Source organism: Pseudomonas haemolytica, from assembly GCF_009659625.1.
Taxonomy (GTDB): Bacteria; Pseudomonadota; Gammaproteobacteria; order Pseudomonadales; family Pseudomonadaceae; genus Aquipseudomonas; species Aquipseudomonas haemolytica.
The window spans coordinates 1-15,458 of the sequence record NZ_VOIW01000010.1 but is presented as its reverse complement, the minus strand read 5'-3'; the positions used below and the strand labels follow the sequence as shown (position 1 = coordinate 15,458).

The 15,458-nt window shown below is 61.2% G+C and carries 12 protein-coding genes; 7 read left to right on the top strand and 5 right to left on the bottom strand.

Translation table 11 applies throughout. From position 1 onward, the window contains the following. Window positions 1-18: 18 nt before the first annotated feature. The 5 genes from FRT59_RS25900 to murJ are packed head-to-tail and all read left to right on the top strand — an operon-like array spanning window position 19 to window position 5,954. Entirely contained in the window at window positions 19-1,233 is a 1,215-nt protein-coding gene (locus FRT59_RS25900) for a glycosyltransferase family 4 protein (RefSeq protein WP_153872740.1), read from the top strand. Then, complete coding sequence (locus tag FRT59_RS25895; protein WP_153872739.1) at window positions 1,224-2,327, top strand: glycosyltransferase family 4 protein; 1,104 nt, start codon at window positions 1,224-1,226, stop codon at window positions 2,325-2,327. The genes FRT59_RS25900 and FRT59_RS25895 overlap by 10 nt, the downstream gene beginning before the upstream one ends. Continuing rightward, window positions 2,327-3,730 carry an O-antigen ligase family protein gene (locus tag FRT59_RS25890; protein ID WP_153838499.1) on the top strand — a complete coding sequence of 468 codons (1,404 nt, stop codon included), beginning with the start codon at window positions 2,327-2,329 and terminating at the stop codon, window positions 3,728-3,730. The genes FRT59_RS25895 and FRT59_RS25890 overlap by 1 nt, the downstream gene beginning before the upstream one ends. Further along, window positions 3,727-4,548, top strand: a complete 822-nt coding sequence (locus tag FRT59_RS25885) for an acyltransferase (protein WP_034118972.1) — start codon at window positions 3,727-3,729, stop codon at window positions 4,546-4,548. The genes FRT59_RS25890 and FRT59_RS25885 overlap by 4 nt, the downstream gene beginning before the upstream one ends. Then, on the top strand, window positions 4,548-5,954 hold the full coding sequence (murJ, locus tag FRT59_RS25880) for a murein biosynthesis integral membrane protein MurJ (protein ID WP_153872738.1): 1,407 nt from the start codon (window positions 4,548-4,550) through the stop codon (window positions 5,952-5,954). Before FRT59_RS25885 ends, murJ begins: the two co-directional genes overlap by 1 nt. 73 nt (window positions 5,955-6,027) lie before the next feature. Here murJ and FRT59_RS25875 read toward each other — a convergent pair whose 3' ends face one another. From FRT59_RS25875 to FRT59_RS25865, 3 genes are all read right to left on the bottom strand, one after another. Beyond that, window positions 6,028-6,597: a DUF4174 domain-containing protein gene (locus FRT59_RS25875; RefSeq protein ID WP_153838501.1), complete on the bottom strand. Its 570-nt coding sequence runs from the start codon at window positions 6,595-6,597 to the stop codon at window positions 6,028-6,030. Window positions 6,598-6,750: 153 nt separating this feature from the next. After that, complete coding sequence (locus tag FRT59_RS25870; RefSeq protein ID WP_153872737.1) at window positions 6,751-7,383, bottom strand: glutathione S-transferase N-terminal domain-containing protein; 633 nt, start codon at window positions 7,381-7,383, stop codon at window positions 6,751-6,753. Between the two features lie 87 nt (window positions 7,384-7,470). After that, window positions 7,471-9,828, bottom strand: coding sequence for a DNA polymerase II (locus FRT59_RS25865; RefSeq protein ID WP_198809874.1), 2,358 nt, complete (start codon window positions 9,826-9,828; stop codon window positions 7,471-7,473). 218 nt (window positions 9,829-10,046) lie between these two features. On the opposite strand from FRT59_RS25865, the gene FRT59_RS25860 reads away from it, so the two are divergent. Beyond that, window positions 10,047-12,260, top strand: coding sequence for a TonB-dependent receptor (locus FRT59_RS25860; protein ID WP_153872735.1), 2,214 nt, complete (start codon window positions 10,047-10,049; stop codon window positions 12,258-12,260). A 40-nt stretch (window positions 12,261-12,300) separates the two neighbouring features. Here FRT59_RS25860 and FRT59_RS25855 read toward each other — a convergent pair whose 3' ends face one another. Beyond that, on the bottom strand, window positions 12,301-12,768 hold the full coding sequence (locus tag FRT59_RS25855; RefSeq protein ID WP_153872734.1) for an SRPBCC family protein: 468 nt from the start codon (window positions 12,766-12,768) through the stop codon (window positions 12,301-12,303). A gap of 99 nt (window positions 12,769-12,867) precedes the next feature. On the opposite strand from FRT59_RS25855, the gene FRT59_RS25850 reads away from it, so the two are divergent. Continuing rightward, a complete protein-coding gene (locus FRT59_RS25850) occupies window positions 12,868-13,275 on the top strand; it encodes a GFA family protein (protein WP_153872733.1) in 408 nt (135 codons plus the stop codon). Here FRT59_RS25850 and mrdA read toward each other — a convergent pair. Next, window positions 13,272-15,164, bottom strand: coding sequence for a penicillin-binding protein 2 (gene mrdA, locus FRT59_RS25845; RefSeq protein WP_153838506.1), 1,893 nt, complete (start codon window positions 15,162-15,164; stop codon window positions 13,272-13,274). The two genes, FRT59_RS25850 and mrdA, sit on opposite strands and share 4 nt — an antisense overlap. Window positions 15,165-15,458: the final 294 nt, after the last annotated feature.

Below are 15,458 nucleotides of genomic sequence, written 5' to 3'. Positions count from 1 at the left end.
GGGCATGGAGAGCGACACATGAGAATCCTCTGGATTGTGCCCTACCTGCCGTGGCCGACCACCAGCGGCGGCAAGACCCGGCAGTACCATTTGCTGCGCACCTTGAGTGAGCGCGGGCATCGCATCACGCTGCTGGTGCAATCGAAGACGCTGGCCGATGACGCGGTGCATGCAGCGCTTGAGCCGTTGCTCGAACGCTTGATCGTGGTGCCGCGCCGCCCGCTGAAACACCCGCTGACCCTGCTCGGTGGCGTGTTCGCACCGTGGCCGCTGTTGACCACAGTCAACGGTCTGTCCGCACCGTTGCAGACCCGTTTTACCCAACTGCTGAACGAACACTGGGACGTGATTCAGGTGGAACACAGCTACAGTCTGCAGCCGTTTCTGCGTACTTTGCAGCAGCGCCAGCGTGAATTTGTACTGACCGAACACAACCTGGAGTCGAGCCTCGGCGGCGCCACTTACGACCGCTTCCCGAAGTGGGCCGGGCCGTTTGTGCAGTACGACCAATGGCGCTGCCGGCAATGGGAACGCAAGGCGTTCGATGGCGCAGCCCATGTGATCGCGGTGACCGAGGCGGACGCCCAGGCCATGCGGCCGTTGTCCTCGACACCGGTGAGCGTGGTGGTCAATGGGGTCGACAGCCGCGCCTTCGCCGAGGTGAGTGCCGATGCGCAAAGCCAGCGTCTGTTGTTTGTCGGCAACTACGAATACGCACCGAACCTGGACGCTGTGCAGTGGCTGGCCGAGGAGATTTTCCCCAGGGTCTGGCTGCAGTGCCCGAATGCGCGCCTGGCGGTAGCCGGTTACGGCTTGCCCGAACACTGGCGCACCCGTTGGCCGGATGAACGTATCGAGTGGCTGGGATTTGTTCCCGACCTGTGCGCCTTGCAACGCCGCTGCGCCGGATTTGTCGCCGCATTGCGCCATGGCGGCGGCTCCAAGCTCAAGGTGTTGGAGGCGATGGCCGCCGGCTTGCCGCTGGTCAGCACCGCGCAGGGCGTCTCCGGGTTGGCAGTACAGCCACAGGCGCATTACCTGGCGGGCGAAAGCACCGAGGCCCTGGCCGACGCCATCGTGCGCTTGCTGGATGAACCGTCGCTGGCCCGGCAACTGGCCGATGCGGCGCGCGACTATGCACGTCAATATCACGACTGGGCGGTGGCCGGTAACGAACTGGAGCACATCTACCGCACCCTGCTCACCGCTAAGGAGCCTCAGCCATGCGCGTAGCCCTGGACTATCGCCCCGCTACGGTTGCGCCGTCGTCGGGCATCGCCCGCCAGGTCCTGGCCCTGGAGCAGGCCCTGCGCGCACGGGGCAACACCGAGGTGCTGTTGTTCAGCGAAGCCCCCCTGGACCACCCGCAACGCCAGAGCGCTATTTGCCCAGCCTGGGCCAGCCCGCTGGATGGTCTGCAACGGCCGCAAGTCCGAATGCGGTTCGAGCGCAGGTTTTTGCCCAAAGCCTTGCACGAGCAGCAGGTCGACCTGTACATCGCCACGGCCAATATGGGCTTGCCGCTGTGCCGCAAGCCCGCCGGCACCCGCTATGTCCTGGTGCTGCACGACCTGTTTCAGCTGACTCACCGTAACTTCCATCGCTCCAGGCTCAAGGCCCTGGCCTATCGCTTGATCGACGGCGCCTCGATTGCCTGGTCGGTGTGGCAGGCGGATCGGGTGTGGTGCCCTTCGCAGTTTTCCTGCAACGAAGCCGCCCGCGTGTTCCCTTGGGCCCGGGCGAAGTTCCGGGTGTTGAGCAACCTGGTACCCGAATTGAATGCAGCGCCAGAGCCTCTGCCAGCAAGCCTGCCGGCGCGTTACTGGTTGGTAGTGGGCACGCGGGAGCCGCGCAAGAACATGGCGTTTTTCCTGCGCCAATGGCAGGCCTGCCGCGCGGTGAACCTTGACGTACCAGACCTGGTTCTGGTGGGCCACGCCAGCGATGTACCGCTAGCCCTTGGCGAACTGCCGGGCCTGCATTGGTGCAGCGGTTTATCGGACGGCCAACTGCAAGCCCTTTACCGTCATGCCGCTTGTCTATGGCAGCCCTCTTATGCCGAGGGCTTTGGCCTGCCGGTGGTGGAAGCCTTGAGTGTCGGCACGCCGGTGGCGGCGGCACGCGGTTCCGCCCTGGATGAAGTCGCGCCGCCCGGCGCCCCGCGCTTCGACCCACACGATGCCGGGCAATTGCAGAACGTCATGCAGCAACTGGCAACCGCAGGCAACACGGCAGACGCCGAAACGCAGCGCGCCTGGGCCCGACAATTTGCCGAACCCGCCTATCGCTCGCGTCTGGACACTTTGCTCAAGGAATTGGACCGCTGATGCTGCCAGGAAAACTCGTTAGTCTGCTCCTGGGCCTGGTCTTCGGCAGCTTGCTGTTGGCCCTGTCGCCGATAAAGGTTCTGCTGGTGGTGGCCGGCATGGGCGTGGCCTTGACGCTGATCCGCTTTCCCCTGTGGGGCTTGCTGATTTTCGCCGTGTTGGCCACCAGCATTCCCTACACCACCTTGGAACTGGGCATCCGCACCACCATCAGTGAAGCGGTGCTGGGGCTGACCTGGGTCGGGGTGTTCTGGCAGTCGTTTATCGGCAAGACCCGCGGCTTGATCCTCTGGCGTCCGACCGAGCGCGCGCTGATGTGGCTGATGCTGTTCAGCACTATTCCGTTTATCTGGGGCATGGTCATCATCCATGCTGAAGGCAACGGGCCGGTGAACTGGGTACGCTGGCTGATGAACCTGTCGTTGCTGTTTATCGTGCCGTTGCTGCTGCGCACCGACGCCGACCGCGACAAGGTGGTGGTCGCCCTGCTGCTGGGCAACCTGGCGATGCTGTTGCTGTCGATTTTCATGTTTCTGAAGACACGCAACGCCATGTCGATGATCGAGGTGCTCACCGACCTCAAGTACGCCCACCCCGAAGCTGTGAAGGATATTTTCTCCGCCAACTACACGCGCATGGCCTCGCCCTGGGTGCACCCCAACCTGACCGGTGGCGTGCTGGTGCTGTTTATCCCGCTGGCGCTGTTCTATGGCTGGACCCGCAGCGGTTGGCGCCGGGCGCTGGGCCTGGCGGTGGCGGTGCTGGGTTGCGCCGGCCTGCTGCTGAGCATCTCCCGTGGCGCCATCGTCGCCCTGGCGCTGGTCCTGATCTGGCTGACCTACAAGCGTGTGCCTAACAGCGGGCGCATCATCGGTATCGGCGTGGCGTTTGGGGTTGCACTGGTGATGTTCTATCCGCCGTTGCAGGAGCGCTTGCTGACTATCTTCTCGTCCACCAATGCCAGTACCGAAATCCGCTTCGACGAGTACGCCAGGTTCCCCGACGCCATGTCTAAATTCCCTCTGGGGATCGGCTTCAAGATCGACCCGCCCGTGCCCGGCACCAACCTGTTGGGCATCTCCAACCTGTGGCTGAACTTCATCTACAAGGTCGGCGTTCCAGGGATGCTGTTGTTTATCACCGTCACTGTGTTGTGGTGGCGGGAAGTGCGGCCGCTGGGCCAGGTGCGCAAGGTCACCGCCGACAACGCCCTGTGGCTGGGGTGTATCTGCGGCGTGATGGCAGCGCTGTTGACGGGGATTTTCGACCACTATTTCAGCTTCACCTTTGTACTGATCGCGCTGTTCTGGCTGTTGATGGGCATGAGCCTGCAACAGGTGCGTCTGCGCCCCACCGTTACCGGTACTGTTCCTGTTACTGCGCCAAAGGATAACCAACCATGAAGCACCGGATAATTCACTCCACCGACTTGCGCGACCGCCTCCCAACGCTGGCCGGTGAAATAGGCGTAAGCCTGCCAGACCTGGAAGAGGCGCTGGACTGGTGCCTGGCCAATGACGTGGTGTTTGAAGAGGGCGAAGGAGATAACAAGCGTTTTTGGATAAGCTCCATCGACCTGGAAGCCGCCATTGAGCACCCGGTGGCCCGCCGCCTGTTCCACCGTCTGAAACAGGACATCCCGTGCAAGCTACTGCCGCGCTACGGCAAAAACTGGGCAACCGTCAAAGACCGATGGCGCAACGCCTGGGACATGGCCTACAACATTCTGATCAACAAGATCCCCAGCCACCATGTACGCATTGCCTGGCTGCGCCTGGGTGGCGCGAAGATCGGCAAGGGCTCAAGTTTGTGGCGTAACACCGAAGTGTTGGGCATGCACAATTTAGTGGTTGGTGACGATACGGTAATCGGCTGGCACTGCCAGGTGGACGCCCGCGCCGGGCTGGTGATTGGCAACCACGTGGCGATTGCCTCTCACGTTCTGATCATCGCTGGCAGTCATGATTTGCAAGCGCCGGAGTTCTGGTCGGTTTCCGGGCCGATCTACATCGACGACTACGTTTGGATCGGCAGCCGTGCGTTGATCGGCTACGGCACGCACCTGGGTCATGGCTCGGTGATCAGCGCCAATACCGTGGTGGCCAAAGCCGTAGCCCCCTACAAAATCATTGGCGGTTCCGGCGCCAAAATCATGGGCGAACGTTGCCATGATCTGAATTATAAGGTGGGTGGCAAGGGCCTGTTCACCCTGTTCCACTGATGTTCGGCAGCACCCTCTGGCTGACCGTGGCGACCCTCGCCGGGCTGGTGGCCGGTTTTGCCCGCGAATGGCTGCTGGTGGCGGCCTGGGGCGCAGGCAGCCGCAGCGACGGATTTCTGGTGGCGGTGTTTTTGCCAGAGGCGTTGCGCATGACCCTGGCCGCCGGCTTGCTCGCAGCGGCCGCACTGCCCCTCTATCAACAACGCGACCCACAACGCCAGCAAGCCTGGCTGGCCAGCTTGTCTCCACGCCTACTGGGCGTGGGCCTGGGCCTGTTTGCCGTGCTGGCTCTGGGCGCGCCGCTGTGGGTGCGCCTGATCGGCCCCGGCCTGGACGCTGCGGCCCATGCCGAAGCCGCCGCCAACTTGCGCTGGCTGGCCGCCTGTGCGCCGGGCCTGGTAATGCATGGTTTGTTCAGTATTCCATTGCAGGCACGCCGACGTTTTGTCCTGCCCGGGCTGGGCTCTTTACTGTTCAACCTGCCGCCCGTGCTGTATCTGTTTATCCGTGGCAGCGCAAGCGACAGCGCCGAACTGGCCATGAGTTTTTTTGCCGGCAGTGTGTTGATGTGCCTGCCGTTGCTGGCGCCGGTCTGGTCCTTCGGCTGGCGGCCGTGGCAGGTCACTGGCGATGCGCTGGCGGGCCGCGAACTGCTGGGCCGCATCGGGCCATTGTTGGCCAGCAATGTCGCCAGCCAGGGTCTGGCGTTGCTCGAGCGATTGATCGCCAGTTACCTGGGGGAAGGCGCCGTCACTTGGGTCAACCTTGCACGCAAACTGATCAACCTGCCATTGATCGCCCTGATGAGTCTCAACCAAGTGCTGCTGGGCATGATGAGCGGCGAACAAGGCCAACAGCGCCTGGCCCTGCTACGCCGAGGCCTCGATGCAGCAACCCTGCTCAGCCTGCCTGCCGCCCTCGGCCTGATTGGCGCCAGCCCTGTGCTGATTCACCTGCTGATGCCCGCCCAAAGCGCCGACGGCCCACTGCCGGCACTGCTTGCCTGGTTCGCGACGCCATTGGTGTTCGGCGCCTGGAACGCCATGCTCGCCCGCTACGCCTATGCCAGCGGCGACACGCGTCTGCCCTTGCGGTGCGAACTACAGGGCAGTGTGATCAACGCCATACTATTGGTGCTGCTGCCGTACTTTTTTGGCTTGCCGGGTATCGCACTGGCGGCGTTGGGCGGGGTTGTCGTCACCAACCTGCTGCTGATGCAGCGCCAGCACTTGCTTGGGCAACTTGGCTGGCCGCTGCAATGGGGGCTGAGTGCCGTACTACTGGGCTTTGCAGCAGTCATCTTGCACCCGCTGCACAATGATGGCTGGCAACTGGGCTTGAGCACCTTGACGGGTGCATTGGTATTGGGGGGATTGGCTGGATGGTTCAAGCCGTGGAAACAGTAAAGTCCGCAAACCTATAGAGCCACCGCTGCACATACGCCGGCGCAGGAGCTGGTAAGCCAGCTCCTGCGCAGACTCAGTCATCCAGCTGCTGAGCCGCAGCGGGCTTGGTTGCCTTACCCGCTTTGGCAGGGTTCTTGGCAGGCGCAGGTTCTGGCGCAGCCGGCGCAGCCGCTTCTTTCTCGGCCATCGGCATTTGGTCGATGGCGCCGAAGAAGTCCTTCAGGTCGAGGTTATCCGGTGGCACGGTCTTCTCGAGTTTCTTCTCGCCGTCCTTGCCAATCAGGATCACCTTGGTGCCGCTGCCGGCGCCGAGCTTGAGTGCACGGATCAGCGCGTTGGTTTCGGGCGGTGTGAGCTTCTTGTTGTCCTTGGCGTCCTTGGCGAACTTCTCCCCCTCGGCGCCAATGCTGCCGAACTTCACGGTGTAGAACACCATGCTGCGCTCTTCGAAAGACTGCCTGGTGGCAGGCTCGTCCAGCTGTTTCTTGAGGGTCGCCAAGGTGTCGTTGCCGGAATCCAGCTCCACCACCACTAGCGGTCGAGCCTTGCCCACGTCTTGCTTGAGCGGGTTGATATCATCAGCGGCCAACAACGGCCCCGTAAAAGCCATCAAGGTAGCCAGGGTCAGCGACCGGATGAGCATGCGCACCTCCTTTGAATTCCATGCAGGGTTCTTGAGTTTCATGTCTGCGACAGTCAAATTCAAGGATGATTCCTACACCACTTTGAGAAGCGTAGGTCAGGACGCCCGCTACGCAAGGGCTTGGGTAGTAGCAAGAGTCATTGTTTCTTCTGATTACGAGGCCGTCCAATCAGGCCAATGCCGGGCAAAAACGGGTGCCACGACAGGGTCGGCATCCACCCGCGCCAGGGTCAGGGCAAACCCCGGCGCCAGCCTGCTCAGCACCTCACGCGCCTCATCCCAACGTGACACTGCCGCCGCCATGATGCCCAGTGCGTTCGGCGCATCAGTGGGGGTGAACAACTGGTCGGCAAACTGCTCGGCAAACACCACCCAGGCCTGATGCAGATAGCGACGCGTGCCCGAGATCAATTGCGCTTGCGCCGCCTCATCGGCGTCGCCCAACCAGCGCTGCGGGTAGTCGATGATGCCAATCGCCGAATAACAATTGGCGGCGATGTACAGCAAGCCGCGCAGGATCTGCGCACGATTGCCGGCCAGCAGCTCGGCGTCGGGATACTCCAGGCCCAGGTGGATCAGGATGGCGGCGCTTTCGGTCAGGACCTGGCCGTCGGGAGTCACCAGGGTGGGGATCTGCTTGAGCGGATTGATACGTGCGAGGGCATCACTGCCTTCGCCGTCCTGCCATGAACTGGCATCCACGCGATGCCAGGGCACCGCGCAGCGCTGCAGGGCGATTTCGATCATGCAGGAACCGGACTCGTCAGTGCCATACAGCGTGTACATGGGCATTTCCTCCTATCGCAATAGCTTGATCTGTAAGTGGGCCTTCACCTGGGGCCATTGCGAATCTCGCAATGCCTCGCAAGGGTTTTAGAACAGACCCATCTGCCCGCCCACCAGGGTGCCGAAATCGTCATTCACGAACGGCAGGATCGCGTCCGCCACGGGCTGCAATTGACGGGTGACGTAGTGGTCGTAGTCGATGGGCGCTTGCCGCACTTCCAGCGGTTCCGGGCCGTTGACGCTGATCACATAGCTGATCCACCCGCCGCGCTGATATTGGCGCGGGCGTCCCAGACGGTCGTTGTACTCGTCCGCCAGGCGCGCCGCTCGCACGTGGGGCGGGACGTTGCGTTCGTAGTCGTGCAAGGGCCGGCGCAGGCGTTTGCGGTAGATCAGTAGCTCGTCGAATTCGCCGCTCAAGGTACGCCGCACATAGTCGCGGATGTATTCCTGGTGGGGCTGGCGATGAAAGATGCGCTGGTAGAGTTCCTGCTGGAATTGCCGGGCCAGGGGCGACCAGTCGCTGCGCACGGTTTCCAGGCCCTTGTAGACCATATCTTCACTGCCATCGTCGCGCACGACCAAGCCGGCGTAGCGTTTTTTACTGCCCTCCTCGGCACCCCGGATAGTCGGCATCAGGAAGCGGCTGAAGTGGGTTTCGTATTGCAGCTCCAGTGCACTTTGCAGGCCGTACTCATTGCTTAGATGCGCGCGCCACCAGTCGTTGACGTGGTGCACCAGCGCCAGGCCAATGCGATTGGCGTCCTGCGGGGAATGGGCACTGCCGAGCCAGACGAAGGTGGAGTCGGTGTCGCCGTAAATCACTTCGTAACCCTGGGCCTCCACCAGCTCGCGAGTCTGGCGCATGATCTGGTGCCCACGCAGGGTGATCGAGGACGCCAGCCGGGTGTCGAAGAACCGACAGCCGCTGGAACCGAGCACACCATAGAAGGCGTTCATGATGATTTTCAGGGCCTGGGACAACGGCGCATTGTGTTCGCGCTTGGCCTCTTCGCGGCCTTCGGACACTCGGGTAACGATGGACGGTAAACAGTGTCGAGTGCGGGAGAAACGCGCACCGCGAAAGCCTTCCACTGAGTCGCTGTCGTCAGGGTGCTTGAGGCCTTCGATCAAGCCCACGGGGTCAATCAGGAAACTGCGGATGATCGACGGGTAAAGGCTTTTGTAGTCCAGTACCAGCACCGACTCATAAAGGCCCGGGCGTGAGTCCATGACAAACCCGCCAGGGCTGGCTTGGGGCGGTTTGTCACCCAGGTTAGGCGCGACGAAGCCCTGGCGGTGCATCAACGGCATATACAGGTGGGTGAATGCGGCCACGGAACCGCCGTTGCGGTCGGCCGGCAACCCGGTGACGCTGGCCCGTTCCAGCAGGAACTTGAGCAGCTCGGTCTTCTCGAAAATCCGCGTGACCAGTTCGCAGTCCTTGAGGTTATAGCGTGCCAGGGCGGGCTTGTCCTCGGCGAACATGCGGTTGATTTCGTCCATGCGCTGGTACGGCGTAGAGATGTCCTTGCCTTCGCCGAGCAGGGTTTGCGCGACGTTTTCCAGACTGAAGGACTCAAAACTCCAGGTGGCCGAACGCAAGGCTTCGATGCCGTCGATGATCAACCGCCCCGCCGCCGCCGCGAAGTAGTGATTGCGGCTGCCGTGTTCGCGCCAGGCCATGGCTTCACCGCCACGGCCCAGCAACAGCGGCACGTTCAGGCGTTGGGCGTGCTCGTGGAGAACGCGCAAGTCGAACTGCACCACGTTCCAGCCGATGATCGCGTCGGGATCAAAGGTGGCCAGCCATTGGTTGAGACGTTCGAGGAGTTGGGCGCGGGTGTCGCAATAGTCGAGCTTGAAGTCTACGGCGTCGGTTTTGTTCGGCGGGCCGAGCATGTACACCTGGCGCTCGCCACAACCTTCAAGGGCGATGGAATAGAGGTCGCCCTGGGCGGTGGTCTCGATGTCCAGGGACACCAGCTTCAAGGGCGGGCGGTAGTCGGGGGCGGGCTTCATCTGCGCGTCGAGCAACGTGCCACTCGCGTCGGGCGTGCCGCCGAACCATACGGGGGCGGTGATAAAACGCTCCATCATGTAGCGCTCGGGTGGGCGTACGTCGCCTTCGTAGACATCGACCCCGGCGCTGCGCAGGCGCTTTTCGATGTCCATCAACTGGCGATGCTGGCGAGCATAGAGGCCCAGGACCGGGCGGTGGTGGAAGTCGCACAGTTGCAACGGGCGCAACTCGAGATCGCGCTCGCCCTTGAGCAGCCAATCGAGCGGCTTGCGGTACGCCTCGGGGATGAACATCACCGAGGTTTGCGCGGGTAGGCGAATGCAGCGAGGCCCATGGTCGGTGGCCAGCCAGAAACTGACCTCCGTGCCCGCCGGGGTATCGCGCCAATGCCGGGTCAGAACAAAACCCTGCTGTAAATCCACCGTACCGCACCTCAAGAATCGCTTTAAGGGCGTGATTCTACTCGGCATCCGTGCAAACGCGGCACGTTAACGCGCACGCAGACCGCAATCTAAAATTCTTGTTGCACGCCGATAATAATAATTACTATCATTTGCGCCGGAGTCGTATCCGCGCAGTGAGGAAGCGCAACGTTGTTGCCCACTTCCTCACCATTGACGGTTCGCCGTCAGGATCGACCATGCCCATCAGTAACACTCCCGCTTTGCCGTTTCGCCCCACTCTGCTCGCGCTTTGCTGCTCCCTGAGTTTTGCTGCACATGCAGCACCGCCAGCGGGTGCGGATAACGCACTGGAGCTAGGAGCCACCAGCATCAATGCTGAAGCGCCCGCGCCCACTGCATTGCCACCCGAGTTTGCAGGTGGCCAGGTTGCGCGCGGCGGCCAACTGGGTGTACTGGGTAATCAGGACATCATGGATGTACCCTTCAGCATGTCCTCCTATACCGAGAAGCTGATTCGCGACCAGCAGGCGGAAACCGTCGGCGACGTGCTGCTCAATGACTCCTCGGTGCGCCAGGCTTCGGGGTATGCGAACCAGGCCCAGACCTTCATGATCCGTGGCCTGCCGTTGAGTGGCGACGACATTTCATACAACGGTTTGTACGGCATCCTGCCGCGCCAGATCATGTCCACTGACGCTTTGGAGCGCGTGGAAGTGTTCAAGGGCCCCAACGCTTTTATCAATGGCGTCACGCCCACGGGCTCGGGGATTGGCGGCGGCGTCAACCTGCAACCCAAGCGTGCCGATGATGTGCCGCTGCGTCGTTTCAGCACCGACATCAGTAGCGATGGCCGGATTGGCGAGCACTTGGATATTGGTCAGCGGTTCGGCGAAGACAACCGATTCGGCGCACGGGCCAACCTGTCTCAGCGCGAAGGCGATACCGGCATTGACGATGAAAACCAGCGTTCGAAGCTGTTTGCCGTCGGCCTCGATTACCGCGGCGATGCTTTGCGGCTGTCGGGTGACTTTGTGTATCAGAAGCAACGTATCAACGGCGGACGCAACTCGGTATTCCTCGGCAAGATCAGCCATGTGCCGGATGCACCGTCGGCAGACACCAACTACGCGCCAAGCTGGAGCAGTACCAACCTTGAAGACACCTTGGGGATGCTGCGCGCCGAGTACGACCTGAACGAAAACTGGACCGCCTATGCGGCAGCCGGTGCCAAGCATAGCCGTGAAATGGGGCGCTATTCGTCTGTGACCCTGAGCGACAATCTCGGCAATGCCAGCGCCAGTGGCTCGACTATTGCCCACGAAGAAAACAACACCAGTGCGATGGGTGGCCTCAACGGCAAGTTCCAGACCGGCCCCGTCAGCCATCGGCTCAACTTCGGCCTGGCCGGCATCTGGACCGAGGCGCGCAACGCCTATGTGTTCGCCAGCGCCAAAACCCCGACCAATATCTATAACCCCGTGACCGGCGCGCCACCGGCCCTGAACAGCCCACGCAATACCCCGGGCACTGACTTCAGCGATCCGACCATCACCGACAAGACCTTCGTGCGTAGTGCAGCGGTTTCCGACACCCTGGGCTTCTTCGATGACCGCCTGCTGGTGACTGTCGGCGCACGTCGTCAGCAGATGGTGGTGCAGAGCTACCACTACATGAGCGGTACCCGCACGGCCAACTATGACGAATCGATCACTACACCGGTCTACGGCATTGTGTTCAAGCCGTGGGAGCATGTGTCGCTGTATGCCAACCGCATCGAAGGCCTGGCCCAGGGCCCGACATCGCCACTCAAATCAGGAGAACTGACGGTCATCGGTGGCGGGCAAGCCTATGCGCCTGCTCGCTCCAAGCAGATCGAAGCAGGCGTCAAGGTGGACATGGGTACTTATGGCGCGACCTTGGGTGTCTACCGTATCGAGCAACCCGGCGCGGGGTATGCCGAGGCCATCGATGCCACCACGGCCCGCTACGTGCGTGAGGGGCAGCAGATCAACAAGGGCGTCGAACTGAACGTCTTCGGTGAACCGGTCAGTGGCCTGCGCTTGCTGGGCGGGGTGACGCTGATGAAGACCGAACTCAAGGGCACCCTCAACGGCGCCAACGACGGCAACCGGGCCATCGGCGTACCTTCATTCCAGCTCAACGCCGGGGTGGATTGGGATGTGCCTGGCCTGCAGGGTGTGACCCTCAACGGGCGCATGTTGCGCACCGGCGGCCAGTACGCCGACGCAGCCAACAACCTTAGCTTGCCGGCCTGGAACCGCTTCGACGTGGGCGCGCGCTATACCTTCACGCTGGACCAGCGCGATGTGACAATTGGCGCCACGGTAGAGAACGTCGCCAACGAGAAGTACTGGGAGTCGGCCCAGGGCGGCTTCCTGAGCCAGGGCGATCCGCGGGTGGCGAAGTTGTCGGCGACGATTGATTTCTAAACGCTTAAACATGTGAGGGATGATTTCCCCCTGCATACCATCACTTTGATCCGGCTGGGCTCAGGTAGCTTTCAATGTTGCCCATTTGCTCGTCCCAGCCGCGGGAATTCATCTTGAAAGCCTTCTGGCGCCGAGCCTCAGGCACATTGTCGAAACCCGACTCGACGACCCGCAGCAGGATGCCCGGTGCGCGATCTTCAATGGTGAACTCCACCAGGGTCGGTGTTTCCATGTCGTAGTCGACACCCTCTTCTACCGCATAAGGGTGCCACCAGAAAGAGAACAGGGTTTGCGGCAGGATGCGCTCGATCCTGGCCTTCCACACCACATGTTCGTAGCCTGGGTAAGTAATCGGCGCTTGGATGGTTTCCCCGGCGACAAAGTTTTTACCCCTGAGCGCAATACCGAACCAATCACCAAATTGCTCGGCCTGCGTAAGTGCCTCCCACACCTGTTTACGTGATGCGTTGAGCAGGACCTTTCGTTCGATGCGATCTAATACGTGCATAAGTCACCTCCTCCATTGAACAGTAGGCGACATCAACCAATGCGCAACCTTCAGTTGTGCGCCATGATGATGACCCCATCCTTGACCTGGCCATAGGTTATGACTGACCCATTGAGCGGAAGTTGCTTGTGCAAAGGTGTGCGCTACCAAGTGGACAGCCTGGACATGCCCATCAGCCACTGCCACTGCGAAAGCTGTCGCAAGGCACATGCGGCCGCGTTTGTCGCCACGGCCGGGGTGATGCGTGAGCATTTTCGCTGGACGCACGGTGAAGAGCTGCTGTCGTCCTTTGAATCTTCACCGGGCAAACGCCGGCATTTCTGCTCACGCTGCGGCTCACACCTGATCGCCGAACGTGGGTATCAGCCTCATGTGATTGTGCGGGTGGCGACGCTGGACGATGATCCGGGAGTCAGGCCCACCTCGCATATCTGGACGGCCCATGAGGTGCCCTGGCTTGCCTATGACGGCGTCGCGCGCTGGGAAGAGTGGGAAGGTCTGACTTAGACGCGTGGGTCGCCTGGCGCCTTGGCTGGTGTCGCATACTGCGGCTTGAGATGGCCTTCCTGGTCAAGCAGCCAGGCGTCCATGATCTGTCGCACTACCGGGCCAGCCACGCGGCCACCGGCCTCACCGTTTTCGATCATGACTGAAATCACGATTGTCGGATGTTCGGCCGGCGCGAAGCCGACGAACAAGGCGTTATCGCGATGACGCTCCAAGGTCTTGTTGCGGTTATAGCGTTCACCCTGCTTGATCGCCACCACCTGGGCAGTACCACTCTTGCCGGCGATGCGGTATTGGGCACCTTGTGCGGCGGCCCGGGCGATACCCCGTGGGTCGTGCATCACCAATTGCATGCCATGGTTGACCTGTTCCCAGTCGCGCGGATCCTTGAGGACTACGTTGGGCATCGGGTTCTCATCCACGGGAGGCACGCCATTGATGGTCTTGGCGAGGTGTGGGCGGTTCCATACACCCTTGTTGGCGATCAATGCAGTGGCCTGGGCCAGTTGCAGCGGCGTTACCTGCATATAGCCCTGGCCGATACCGAGGATAACGGTTTCACCTGGAAACCACGGCTGGCGCCGGGTCGCACGCTTCCAGGCCTGGGATGGCATCAGCCCGGCAGACTCTTCGAACATGTCCAGAGATACCTTCTGACCGAGGCCGAACTCAGCGAGGTAATCGTGCAAGCGGTCGATGCCGAGTTTATGGGCAAGGTCGTAGAAGTAAGTGTCGTTGGAACGCATGATGGCCGCGTCCATATCCACCCAGCCGTCGCCGCTGTGGTTCCAGTTGCGGTATTTATGGTCAAAGTCCGGCAGTTGGTAATAACCGGGGTCGAACACCCGGGTTTGTGGGGTGACAACTCCACTGTCGAGGCCGGCGATGGCCACTTCCGGTTTGATGGTTGAGCCCGGGGCGTAGAGCCCGCGTAGTACGCGGTTGAACAGCGGCCGGTCTATCGAGTCGTGCAGCGCGGCGTATTCCTTGAAGCTGATACCGGTGACGAACAGGTTGGGGTCGAAACTCGGCTTGCTGACCATCGCCAGTACTTCACCGGTTTGTGGGTCCAGGGCAACCACCGAACCACGACGGTCGCCCAGGGCCTCTTCGGCGGCTTCCTGTAGTTTGACGTCGAGGCTCAGGACGATGTTTTTGCCAGGAACCGGATCAGTGTGCTTGAGCACCCGTAATACGCGACCCTGGGCGTTGGTCTCGACCTCTTCATAACCGACATGGCCGTGCAGCTCAGACTCGTAAAAGCGCTCGATCCCGGTTTTACCGATGGATTGGGTACCGCGGTATTCCACGGAGTCGAGGGTCTTGGATTCTTTTTCGTTAATACGGCCGACGTAGCCTATGGAGTGGGCAAAGTGGGCGCCCAGCGGATAGTGGCGGACGAATTGTGGCTCGACGTCCACTCCAGGTAGGCGGAACTCGTTGACGGCCAACACGGCGATCTGCTCTTCGGTCAACTCATAGAACAACGTGACGGGGACAAACGGGTGACGGGCCTGTTTAAGCGCCTTATCGAAAACGGCGCGGTCTTCGGCAGGCAAGTGCAGAAGATTCACGATTGCGTCCAGTTCACCCTTGAGGTCGGTGGTGCGCTCACGGGTGATAGTCAGGTTGTAACTCGGGCGGTTGTCGGCCAGGACCACGCCATTGCGGTCGTAGATCAAGCCGCGAGTCGGTGTGATAGGCAACACATGGACTCGGTTGTTTTCCGAGATCGTGGAGTGGTAGTCGTACTGCACCACCTGCAGGAAATACATGCGCCCCACCAGGGCGCAGGTGATACCAATCACCAGCAGCGCACAGGCGAGCAAGCGCTTGTTGACCAGGCGGTTTTCTTTTTCGTGATCCTTGATAGGTATTGGTTCAGGCATTTCTACAGCATCTCGTTGAAAAAGGTCGACGCCGCTTCCTGCGGATAAAGATCAATCCTTGTGAAAATGTGCTGCACCATACCAAAAATGCAGAAACACTTTGCATTGATTTCCCTCAACGGTGGGTTATTTAATGCTGGGTAGGACTAAGGGCTGCGAGGTTTCCGAGCGCCCAAAACAAAACCCCAACTGCTTTCGCAATTGGGGTTTCGGAATTTAATCTTGACGATGACCTACTCTCACATGGGGAAACCCCACACTACCATCGGCGATGCATCGTTTCACTACTGAGTT